Source organism: Streptomyces sp. NPDC036815 (genome assembly GCF_055609205.1).
In genome coordinates, this window is record NZ_JBVJPW010000002.1 from 528,690 (window position 1) to 539,284 (window position 10,595).

The 10,595-nt window shown below is 71.4% G+C and carries 9 protein-coding genes and 1 rRNA gene; 8 read left to right on the plus strand and 2 right to left on the minus strand.

From position 1 onward, the window contains the following. The first annotated feature begins 11 nt into the window (after positions 1–11). Both ACZ69I_RS08725 and ACZ69I_RS08730 read left to right on the plus strand, forming a co-directional pair. A complete protein-coding gene (locus ACZ69I_RS08725; RefSeq protein WP_467672998.1) occupies positions 12–1,412 on the plus strand; it encodes an ATP-binding protein in 1,401 nt (466 codons plus the stop codon). Then, positions 1,402–3,150, plus strand: coding sequence for a P-loop NTPase family protein (locus tag ACZ69I_RS08730; protein WP_470831050.1), 1,749 nt, complete (start codon positions 1,402–1,404; stop codon positions 3,148–3,150). Before ACZ69I_RS08725 ends, ACZ69I_RS08730 begins: the two co-directional genes overlap by 11 nt. Positions 3,151–3,323: 173 nt before the next feature. Here ACZ69I_RS08730 and ACZ69I_RS08735 read toward each other — a convergent pair whose 3' ends face one another. After that, entirely contained in the window at positions 3,324–4,007 is a 684-nt protein-coding gene (locus tag ACZ69I_RS08735; RefSeq protein ID WP_470831051.1) for a TetR/AcrR family transcriptional regulator, read from the minus strand. Positions 4,008–4,074: 67 nt separating this feature from the next. On the opposite strand from ACZ69I_RS08735, the gene ACZ69I_RS08740 reads away from it, so the two are divergent. The 6 genes from ACZ69I_RS08740 to ACZ69I_RS08765 all read left to right on the plus strand — a co-directional run bounded on the left by ACZ69I_RS08740 (position 4,075) and on the right by ACZ69I_RS08765 (position 10,226). After that, positions 4,075–5,658, plus strand: coding sequence for an MFS transporter (locus tag ACZ69I_RS08740; RefSeq protein ID WP_470831052.1), 1,584 nt, complete (start codon positions 4,075–4,077; stop codon positions 5,656–5,658). A gap of 52 nt (positions 5,659–5,710) precedes the next feature. Continuing rightward, positions 5,711–6,331 carry an NADPH-dependent FMN reductase gene (locus ACZ69I_RS08745; RefSeq protein ID WP_470831053.1) on the plus strand — a complete coding sequence of 207 codons (621 nt, stop codon included), beginning with the start codon at positions 5,711–5,713 and terminating at the stop codon, positions 6,329–6,331. A gap of 156 nt (positions 6,332–6,487) precedes the next feature. Continuing rightward, on the plus strand, positions 6,488–7,456 hold the full coding sequence (locus ACZ69I_RS08750; protein WP_470831054.1) for an ATP-binding cassette domain-containing protein: 969 nt from the start codon (positions 6,488–6,490) through the stop codon (positions 7,454–7,456). Next, positions 7,453–8,271 (plus strand): ABC transporter permease, encoded by an 819-nt coding sequence (locus ACZ69I_RS08755; RefSeq protein WP_470831055.1) that lies wholly within the window; start codon positions 7,453–7,455, stop codon positions 8,269–8,271. The genes ACZ69I_RS08750 and ACZ69I_RS08755 overlap by 4 nt, the downstream gene beginning before the upstream one ends. Positions 8,272–8,325: 54 nt before the next feature. After that, entirely contained in the window at positions 8,326–9,558 is a 1,233-nt protein-coding gene (locus ACZ69I_RS08760) for a sensor histidine kinase (RefSeq protein WP_470831056.1), read from the plus strand. After that, positions 9,555–10,226 (plus strand): response regulator, encoded by a 672-nt coding sequence (locus ACZ69I_RS08765; RefSeq protein ID WP_470831057.1) that lies wholly within the window; start codon positions 9,555–9,557, stop codon positions 10,224–10,226. Before ACZ69I_RS08760 ends, ACZ69I_RS08765 begins: the two co-directional genes overlap by 4 nt. 88 nt (positions 10,227–10,314) lie before the next feature. Here ACZ69I_RS08765 and rrf read toward each other — a convergent pair. Then, positions 10,315–10,431: ribosomal RNA gene (rrf, locus tag ACZ69I_RS08770) — 5S ribosomal RNA — on the minus strand. Positions 10,432–10,595 lie beyond the last annotated feature (164 nt).

A 10,595-nucleotide genomic window follows, 5' to 3' on the forward strand; every position in this document is an offset into this window, starting at 1 on the left:
AGGCTGCCCAGATGCGGGATCCGCTGACCATCCTCACGGACGCCTTCACCGCCTTCCTCTTCGGGAAGGTCGAGACGACCAGGCTTCCGGTGCGCACGTCGACGGGGCAGGCCCAGGCGGTCTACCTCCCCACGGCCGCGCCGGGCCTCGGCGACTCGGGCGTCATCATCGGTCGTGAGGTGTACTCCGGCAAGGGGTACATCTACGACCCGTTCCAGCTGTACGGGCAGCAGCTGCCCGCACCGCACTGGCTGGTGCTCGGCGAGTCCGGCAACGGCAAGTCGGCCCTGGAGAAGACGTACGTCCTGCGGCAGCTGCGCTTCAAGGACCGCCAGGTCGTCGTCCTCGACGCACAGGGCGAGGACGGCGTCGGCGAGTGGAACCTCATCGCCCAGGAGCTGGGGATAACTCCCATCCGCCTCGACCCGACGGCGGCCCTGGACATGGGCATCCGCCTGAACCCGCTGGACCCGGCGATCACGACGACGGGCCAGCTGGCGCTGCTCCGCACGATCATCGAGGTCGCGATGGGGCACGGCCTGGACGAGCGCTCCGGCTTCGCCCTGAAGGTCGCGCACGCGTACGTCAACGAGACCATCGTGGAGCGCCAGCCCGTCCTGACCGACATCGTCGAGCAGCTGCGCCACCCCGAGCCGGAGTCGGCCGAGGCCATGAACGTGGCCATAGACGACGTACGGGCCTGGGGCCTGGACGTGGCGCTGGTCCTGGACCGGCTCGTCGACGGTGACCTGCGCGGCATGTTCGACGGCCCGACGACGGTGGGCATCGACCTCGACGCCCCCCTCATCGTCTTCGACCTCTCCCACATCGACCGGAACTCCATCGCGATGCCGATCCTGATGGCGATCGTGGGTGTGTGGCTGGAGCACACGTGGATCCGGCCCGACCGCAAGAAGCGCATCTTCCTGGTGGAGGAGGCGTGGCACATCATCAACTCCCCCTTCGTCGCGCAGCTGTTCCAGCGGCTGCTGAAGTTCGGGCGGCGCCTCGGCCTGTCGTTCGTGGCGGTGGTGCACCACTTGAGCGACGTCGTGGACGGGGCCGCGGCCAAGGAGGCGGCCGCGATCCTGAAGATGGCGTCGACCCGGACGATCTATGCCCAGAAGGCGGACGAGGCGCGGGCGACGGGACGGGTGCTGGGGCTGCCGAGGTGGGCGGTGGAGATCATCCCGACCCTCACCCCCGGCATCGCGGTCTGGGACGTCAACGGCAACGTCCAGGTGGTCAAACACCTGATCACGGAGACGGAACGCCCCCTGGTCTTCACCGACCGCGCGATGACGGAGTCGTCGGCGGACCTCGTCCACGACGTACCGGCGGACGACGCGATGCGGGCGGCGGAGCTGGAGGCGGCGGAACGGGCGGCGTACATGGAGCAGCATGCGGGATGAGTGGGAGCGGGGCCGGAGCCGGGACCCGTACGGGCGGCCCCCGCACGAACGGTCCCCGCAGGGGAGCCCTCAACGGGGCGTGCCCGACGGGTTGTTGGTGGGGTTCCTGGCCCTCCTGCTCGGGGCCACGGTGCTCGTCTGGTCGGCCACGAACCTCGCGGGGCGCTTCGCGCGGGGTTCGTGGCCGGAGAAGGTCTCCTTCGGCCACACGCCCCCGGCCGTACGCCATCTGATCGGCCGGCCGCACGACGTCGCGGGCGCCTGGCCGGACACGCCACCGGGGCAGCTCTCGGGGTACGGCCTCTTCTGGGGCCTGTTCATCGGCCAGCTCCTGATCCTGATCGTGCTGACCATCTTCGTGATGGGGACGGTGGCGAGGTGGCGGGCGGTCCGGAGGCTCCGCCGGGAGTCGGAACCGCCCCCACCCGACGCGACCCCACGATCCTCCCTGCGCGCCGGAGGCACGGAGGGAGGCGAGGTCCCCGCCCAGCCCACGCGTGCCGGAGGCACGGAGATGATGGGCGAAGTTCCCGGCCGACCCACGCGTGCCGGAGGCACGGAGATGATGGGCGAAGTTCCCGCCCACCCCACCCGTGCCGGAGGCACGGAGCTCCGGGCCGAAAGGGTGGGCGGGTGGGAAAACCGCGCCGGAGGCGCGGGGTACGGCCCCCCGGTGCTGAGCCCAGAACCGGAGACCCCCCGCGCCGGAGGCGCGGAGAACAGCACCGACCCCCCGCTCCCCCAGCCGGGAGGCCCCCGCGCCGGAGGCGCGGCGAACAGCACCGACCCCCCGCTCCCCCACCCAAACCGCACCCTGATCCTCGGCAGCCCGACGACCCGTCGCCCCCTGGCCGTGGAGGCCGTCCGGGACGCCGAGGGCGCCGCCCTCGTCCTGACCTCCGACCCCACCCTGTGGGCCGAGACGAAGGACGCCCGGGCCAAACTCGGCCCCGTCCTGCTCTACGACCCCGCCCACCTGTGCGACACCCCGGCCCGCCTGCACTGGTCCCCCACCGCCGGCTGCCAGGACAAGGAGACGGCCGACCAGCGCGCCGCCGCACTCATCGCGCCGATAAGACCGGCCGCGAAGCTGGACGCCGCCGTGGCCGACACGGCGCACATCCTGATGCGCAGCTTCCTGCACGCCGCCGCGGTGGGCGACAAGCCCATGAAGGTCGTGCACCGCTGGTCGCAGGGCACCCAGGTCCAGGAGGCGGTCCGCATCCTCCGTACGCACCCCAAGGCGTCGTCCGGCGCCGCGGGCGAACTGGAAGCGGCCCTCACCGGATACCCCGAACGGCGCGACATCGCGCAGGAGTTGACGGCTCGCGCCCTCTCCGCGCTTTTCACGGTCCACGTACGCGAGTCCTGCACGCCGAACCGAACTGATGCCCTCACCCTGGATTCCTTCGTCGATGAAGGGGGCACGCTTTTTGTGGTGGGTGAGGCGATCGAGGATCCCAAGTCCCACCAGGGCCCGGGTGCCATGCCACTGCTCACGGCACTCGCCTCCAGCGTGGTCGAGCACGGCCGGCGCATGGCCGAACGGTCATCCTCCGGTCGGCTCGACCCACCAATGACGCTCGTCCTGGAGGATGTCGCCGCGGTGGCGCCGCTGCCCCAGCTGCCGGAGCTGCTCGCCGGCGGCAAGGACCGCGGCCTGCCGACCCTGGCCCTGCTCCGCTCCCGGGAACAGGGCAGGGCCCGCTGGCCGGACAGCGAACTCCCGGCGACGTAAGGGCGTCACGACCTCCCGGCGACGCAAGGTCGCCACGACCTCCCGGGACTCGGCCCCACGCCCACGCTCCCGTCCCGGCTACCTGACCACCCGGCCGGAACCCGACCTCCAGCCTCCCGGCACCCGCGGGCCCCGCCACTCCTCCCCGGCCCCCGCACCCGCGGGCCCCGTCGTCACCCCTCCCCGGCCCCCCGCACCCCGTACAGCCGCAGGAAGATCCCCACCCCCTCCCGCACGAGCTCCTCGACCGTCTCGTCCTCCAACGGCAGCGCCCCGAAGTACGACTCGGCCGTCACCATGCCGCCCACCAGGAACGCGAAGTGCCGCGCCGCCTTGCGCGCGTTCGCCTCGTCGACGGCCAGCAGCCCCTGCCGCCCGAGCTCCAACAGCCAGCGCCCCAGGGCCTCCTGGGACGCCCGCGGCCCGATCCGCTGCCACTCCTCAAGGACGCTCGCGGGCAGCCGTCCGCCCTCCGGAATGATCTGGCGTACGACGGAGAAGTGCCCGGGGTGCGCCGCGCCCTGCCCGGCCCAGTCGCGGGCGAGGTCCAGGAGGTCCTCGTCGATGTCGCGGATCTTGCGCAGATGCCGTTCGAAGAGCGTCTCCGCGGCCTCCGTCACCGATGCCGCGCTCTCCAGCAGCACGGCACGGAAGAGGCCCTCCTTGTCGCCGAAGTGGTTGTAGATGGTGCGCGTGGAGACACCGGCCTCGGCGGCGATGGCGTCGATGCTCGCCCGCGTGTAGCCCTCGCGGCCGAAGACGGTGCGGGCACCGCTCGTGATGGCCCTGCGTTTCTCCAACATCCCCTTGCGCAGAGGCTTCTGCCCCTCTTCACCCTGTTCCGTCCTGCTCGCCATCTCACCTCTCCCAGAAAAATTACAATGACCGTTGTAATAACTACAACGCTCGTTGTACTTTACTCGCATGCCTACCGAGACCGCTCCGCAGGCCCCGCAACCCGTCCGCAGGGGCCGTCCCGTCCTGACCCTCCTCGTCGTCCTCCTCGGCATGTTCACACTGCCGATGGCGATGTCCGGCACCACCGTGGCCCTGCCCCGCATCGGTTCCGACCTCGACGCGTCGGGCGCGGCCCTCCAGTGGGTGGTCGTCGGCTACTTCCTCGCCGCCTCGTCCTTCATGCTCGTCGCGGGTTCGCTCGGCGACATCTTCGGCCGCCGCCGCGTCCTCACGGCGGGCGCCACGCTCTACACCGCGGGCACCCTGGGTTCCGCGCTCGCCCACCACATCCTGCTCCTGGACGCCGCCCGGCTCCTCTCGGGCATTGGCGCCGCGGGCGTCATGGCGAGCGGCGGCTCCCTGCTCGCGGCGACCTTCACCGGACCGGCCAGGACCAGGGTGTTCGCCGCCCTCGGGACCACGGCGGGCGTCGGCCTCGCCACCGGCCCCACCTTCTCCGGCTGGATGGTGGACGGCCTCGGCTGGCGCACCACGTTCCTCGTCTTCGCCGCCGCCGGAGCCCTCATCGTCACCGGCACCCGCTTCCTCGCCGAGTCCCGCGCCGACACCCCGCCGCACGTCGACAAGGCCGGCGCCGCCACCTTCATCGGCGGCCTCTCCCTGACCCTGTTCGCCGTCACGCAGGGCTCCAAGTCCGGCTGGGGATCAGTGAGTACGCTGCTGCCGCTCGCCGTCGGCCTGGCCCTGCTCACCGCCTTCGTACGCGTCGAGAAGCGCCTCGCCACGACCGGCGGCCAGCCGATCCTCGACCTCTCCCTGACCCGCAACCCCGCCTTCCTCGGCTGGTCCCTCGGCGCCTTCGGACTCGGCGCGGGCACCACCGGCGTCCTGGTCTTCCTGCCCACCTACCTCCAGGGCACCAGCGGCACCACGGCACGCGACGCGGGCCTGATCCTCCTGCTGATGACCGTCCCCGTACTCGCCCTGCCCCCGCTCGGCGCCCGCCTGGTCAACCGGAGCGTCCCCGCCCGCCACCTGCTCGTCCTGTCCCTGCTCCTGATCGCCGCGGGCAACAGCTGGCTGACCACCCTCCACCCCGGCATCTCCACGGCCTCGCTCGCCGGGCCCCTGCTGACCATCGGCGCCGGTCAGGGCCTGTCCCTCGGCATCATCGACGCCCAGGCGCTCGGCCTGGTCGAGCCCGCGAAGGTCGGCATGGCCTCGGGCTTCCTCAACACGGTCCGCGGCGGCACCGGCGCCGTCATGCTCACCCTCTTCGGCGCGCTGCTGCTCGCCCTGGTGGAGGCCCGGGTCGGTTCGGCGGAGCTCGCGGGCCGCGTGACGGCCGGCGCGGGCGGTCACGCCGACCGGTTCACCGAGGCCTGGCGGATCACGCTCTGGACCGTGGCGGGCCTCGTCGCCGGGCTCGCGCTCCTGGTCCAGCGGCTGCTGCGGGGGCGTACGGGGGTGTCAGGGGCGCCCATCTCACCCATCCGGCCGGAGGCGACGCCCGTACCTGCTCCCGTCCCCACACCCGCCCCCGTACCCACACCCGCACCCGCACCCGCACCTGTGGCGCAGACGCGCTGACCGCCGCACGAACCCTGTACCGACTCCCTCACCAACTCCCAAGGAGCAAGCCATGTCCACCACGCCGCACACCACCACGTCTCGCACCACCACGTCTCGCACCACCACCCCCCTCCGCCTCGCCGTCATCATCGGCTCCACCCGTGACGGCCGCTTCGGCCCCACCGTCGCCGGCTGGTTCACCGCCCTCGCCGAGCGCCACACCGGCTTCGACCTGGACGTCATCGACGTCGCCGACCTCGAACTGCCTTCGAACCAACCCGGTTGGGGCGCCGAACGCACCCCCGCCCTCGCCGCACTCGCCGAGCGGGTCGACGCCGCCGACGCGTACGTCGTCGTCACCCCGGAGTACAACCACAGCTTCCCGGCCGCCCTGAAGCACTTCATCGACCTGCACCGCGTCGAGTGGGCGGCCAAGCCGGTCGCGTTCGTCTCCTACGGCGGCCTCGGCGGTGGCCTGCGCGCCGTCGAACAGCTCCGCCTGGTCTTCGCCGAGCTGCACTGCGCGACCATCCGCGACGGGGTCAGCTTCCACAACGGCTGGGACCACTTCGGGGAAGACGGCCGGGCACACGAGGAGAACGGCGCGGCCGGCGCCGCCAAGGTCATGCTCGACCAACTGGCCTGGTGGGCAAGGGCCCTGCGCACGGCCCGCACGGAGAACCCGTACTAGAACCGCCTTGCCGGAGCATCCGCGACGAGGGGCCGCCCGGCGGCAGGGGCGGCCCCTCCACGTCGGGGTCACGTCCTACCCCGGTACTACGCCCGCCCCGCACATCCCGACCCCGGTCCGACGCCCCGCGCCACCACGCACGCCAGCATCGAAGACATGATCAGGGCATACGGATTGACCAAACGCTACGGCGACAAGACCGTCGTCGACGACCTCGGCTTCGAGGTCCTCCCCGGCACCGTCACCGGCTTCCTCGGCCCCAACGGCGCGGGCAAGTCCACCACCATGCGGATGCTCCTCGGCCTCGACGCCCCCACCCGCGGCCGCGCCACCGTCGGCGGCCGCGCCTACGCCACCCACCCCGCGCCCCTCCACGAGGTCGGCGCCCTCCTGGAGGCCCGCTCGGTCCACCCGGGCCGCTCCGCGTACCACCACCTGATGGCGCTCGCCCACACCCACTCCATCCCGAAGAGCCGCGTGGACGCCGTCCTGGAACTCGCGGGCATCCACGAAGTCGCCCGCAGGCGCGTCAAAGGCTTCTCCCTCGGCATGGGCCAGCGCCTGGGCATCGCCGCCGCCCTGCTCGGCGACCCCGCCACCGTCATCCTCGACGAGCCGGTCAACGGCCTCGACCCCGAGGGCGTCCTGTGGATCCGCACCCTCCTCAAGTCCCTCGCCGCCGAGGGCCGCACGGTCCTGGTCTCCTCCCACCTCATGAGCGAGATGGCGCTGACCGCCGAGCACCTGATCATCATCGGCCGCGGCAGACTCCTCGCGGACACCACCGTCGAACGCTTCGTACGCGAGTCGGGCACCGGAGCGGTCAAGGTCGTCACCCCCGAGGCGGGCCGCCTGACCGAGCTGCTCGCGGGCCCCGGCGTCCGGTTCTCCAGCGACGCCTCCGGTGTCCTGGACGTGCGCGGCACGGACGCCGAGCACATCGGCCGTACCGCCGCCGCCCACGGCATCCCCCTCTTCGAACTCACGCCGCACGCCGCGTCGTTGGAGCAGGCGTTCATGGACCTCACCCGCGACTCCGTCGAATACGTCGCCACACCGAACGCCCCATACACGCCGAACGCCCCAGCCACCCACCAGCCCCACCCGCAAGGAGCCGCGGCATGAGCACGCTCACCACCACCGGGCCCGCCCACCGCACCGAGGCCCCTGTCCCCACTCCCCCGTACCGCCTGAGCGCCAAGGGCATCCTCCGCTCCGAGTGGCACAAGCTGTGGACGCTCCGCTCCACCTGGATCACCCTGGTCACCGCGAGCGCCCTCGTCCTCGCCGTCGGCATCACCATGGGCGCCACCTACGACGGCGACGACTCCGAGATCGACACGATCGTCTTCACCCTCTTCGGCACCCAGCTCTCCCAGATCTGCCTCGCCGTCCTCGGCATCCTCGTCACCGCGGGCGAGTACTCGACGGGCCTGATCCGGGCGTCCCTCTCCGCCGTCCCGACCCGCCTGCCCGTCCTGTGGTCCAAAGCGGGCATCTTCACGGCGGTCGCCTTCACCGTGTCGTTCGTGACGAACGTCGTCACCTTCCTCGCGGCCCAGATCTGGCTCTCGGACTCGGACAAGGCCCTCTCCCTCACCGACTCCGGCGTGCTCGGCGCCCTCGCGAGCAGCGCCGTCGCCCTGACCCTGCTCAGCCTGATCGCGCTGGGCCTCGGCGCCCTGTTCCGCTCGGTCCCCGGCGCCATCGGCGCGTTCGTCGGCGCGGTCCTGATCCTGCCGGAGGTCCTTTCGATGCTGCCGTTCGGCGCCGTGGACACCGTCGTCAGGCACTTCCCCGCCCAGGCGGCGAGCTCGCTCGGCTCGATCTCCCGGGTGGAGAACACCGTCGCGCCGGGCACCGCCCTGGTCGCCCTCGCCCTCTGGGCCGCCGCGATCCTCGCCGGGGCGTCCGTCCTGCTCAAGCGGCGCGACGTATGAACCCACGCGGGAATCCCGTACCGGCCCGAGGGGCCCCTGCACGAGGATGAGGACGTGACCGAGCCGCACCCCCTCACCCAGTTCCTCCAGCGCTCGACCCAGCGGGTGCGCGCCTTCGACCGGCGGCGCCCGCTCGTCTGGGATCTGCTGGTCACCGGCTTCTTCGTGAGCGCCGCCCTCGTCGACGCGAGCGGCGGCTGGCGCACCGTCGCGCCCAACGCGGACGTACCGGTCCCGCTCGTCCTCGCGATGACCACCGGCCTCTCGCTGCCGCTGCTGTGGCGCCGCCGCCACCCGATGGCGGTCCTCACGGTGATGGTGGCCACGGGCCTGGTCAGCAGCTGGACCGGCGCCATGCTGCAGGCGTCCCTCATCCAGATGGTGGTCCTGTTCAGCATCGCGATGCGTCTGCCGCTCATCACGCTGGGGCGGGCGGGCCTGATGATGACGGCGCCGCTCGTGGTGGGCGCCGTCCGCTATCCCGAGGGCAGCTGGAACCAGCAGATCATCCCGTACGTATGGGCGTACGCTCTCGTCGCTCTGCTCGGCATCGCGGTACGCTCACGCCAGGACTACACCCGCGCCCTCGTCGAACGCGCCCGCCAGCTGGAGGTCGAGCGCGACCAGCAGGCCCAGCTCGCCGCCGCCGCCGAACGCACCCGCATCGCCCGCGAGATGCACGACATCATCGGCCACAATCTCTCCGTCATCACCGGCCTCGCGGACGGCGGTTCGTACGCCGCCGCCAAATCCCCCGAGCGCGCGGGCCAGGCGCTCGCCGCCATCGGCACCACCAGCCGCCAGGCCCTCGCCGAACTCCGCCGCCTCCTGGACGTCCTGCGCGACGACGCCCCCGCCACGGCCGAACTCGCCCCGCAACCGGCGCTGACCGACCTCGACCAGCTCATCGACGGCGTACGGGCCGCGGGCCTGCCGGTACGCCACACCCTGCGCGGCCACCCCGAATCGGTGGGCGCCGGGCGTCAGTTGACCGTCTACCGCGTCGTCCAGGAAGCCCTGACGAACACCCTCAAGCACGCCGGCCCCGACGCCACGGCCACCGTCGGCGTCACCTACGGGACCGACGGCGTCACCGTCGAGATCACGGACACGGGCGAGACGGCCATCTTCGGCTCCCGCTCCGGCTCCGGCAGCGGTCGCGGCCTGACGGGAATGCGCGAGCGAACATCGTTGTACGGCGGCACACTTGAGGCGGGGCCGCGCCCCCATCCGCCAGGCGGCTGGCGGGTACACCTCCATCTCCCGAAGGACGACGACACCCCGTGACGACCGTGCTCATCGTCGACGACCAGCCCATGCAGCGCTTCGGCTTCCGCATGCTCCTGGAGAGCCAGGACGACATGACGGTGGCGGGCGAGGCCGGCAACGGCAGCGAGGCGGTTCGCATGACGGCCGAACTCCACCCGGACGTGGTCCTGATGGACATCCGCATGCCCGGCCTCGACGGCATCGAGGCGACACGTCGCATCGTCGCGTCGGGCGCCCGCACCCGCGTCCTGATCCTCACCACGTTCGACCTCGACGAGTACGCGTACGCGGGTCTGCGCGCGGGAGCGTCCGGCTTCCTCATCAAGGACGCCCTCCCCGAGGAACTCCTCTCCGGAATCCGCGCGGTCGCCTCGGGCGACGCGGTGGTGGCCCCGAGCCTGACCCGCCGGCTCCTCGACACGTACGCGGATCAGCTGCCGTCAGTGGGCACGGCCCCGTCCGACCCGGCCGACGACCCGCGCCTGTCCGCCCTCACACACCGGGAACGCGAAATCCTCACGGTCATAGGCCAGGGCTGGACGAACGCGGAGATCGCTTCTCGTCTGCACCTCGCGGAATCAACGGTGAAGACGCACGTGGGCCGCATCCTCGCGAAGACAGGAACGCGGGACCGGGTGCAAGCGGTCATTCTGGCGTACGACACGAAATTGGTGAGCCCGTCGTAGTCGGCGGCGGACGGAAAGAGAAGAAACACCCAGAACGCAGAAAACCCCCGCACCAATGGTGCGGGGGTTCCCCTTTTCTCTAAAATGAGTTCGGCGGCGTCCTACTCTCCCACAGGGTCCCCCCTGCAGTACCATCGGCGCTGTGAGGCTTAGCTTCCGGGTTCGGAATGTAACCGGGCGTTTCCCTCACGCTATGACCACCGAAACACTATGAAACTGTCAACCGCACCGCAGTCGTGGCCCGACATACGGGGTTGTTCGTGGTTTCAGAACCAACACAGTGGACGCGAGCAACTGAGGACAAGCCCTCGGCCTATTAGTACCAGTCACCTCCACCCGTTACCGGGCTTCCAGATCTGGCCTATCAAC

Excerpts from the sequence above, each read along its gene's own strand:
- ACZ69I_RS08750 (WP_470831054.1), top strand. The coding sequence starts at position 6,488 with ATGATCAGGGCATACGGATTGACCAAACGCTACGGCGACAAGACCGTC.
- ACZ69I_RS08740 (WP_470831052.1), top strand. The coding sequence starts at position 4,075 with ATGCCTACCGAGACCGCTCCGCAGGCCCCGCAACCCGTCCGCAGGGGC.
- ACZ69I_RS08755 (WP_470831055.1), top strand. The coding sequence starts at position 7,453 with ATGAGCACGCTCACCACCACCGGGCCCGCCCACCGCACCGAGGCCCCT.
- ACZ69I_RS08730 (WP_470831050.1), top strand. The coding sequence starts at position 1,402 with ATGCGGGATGAGTGGGAGCGGGGCCGGAGCCGGGACCCGTACGGGCGG.
- ACZ69I_RS08735 (WP_470831051.1), bottom strand. The coding sequence starts at position 4,007 with ATGGCGAGCAGGACGGAACAGGGTGAAGAGGGGCAGAAGCCTCTGCGC.
- ACZ69I_RS08745 (WP_470831053.1), top strand. The coding sequence starts at position 5,711 with ATGTCCACCACGCCGCACACCACCACGTCTCGCACCACCACGTCTCGC.
- ACZ69I_RS08725 (WP_467672998.1), top strand. The coding sequence starts at position 12 with ATGCGGGATCCGCTGACCATCCTCACGGACGCCTTCACCGCCTTCCTC.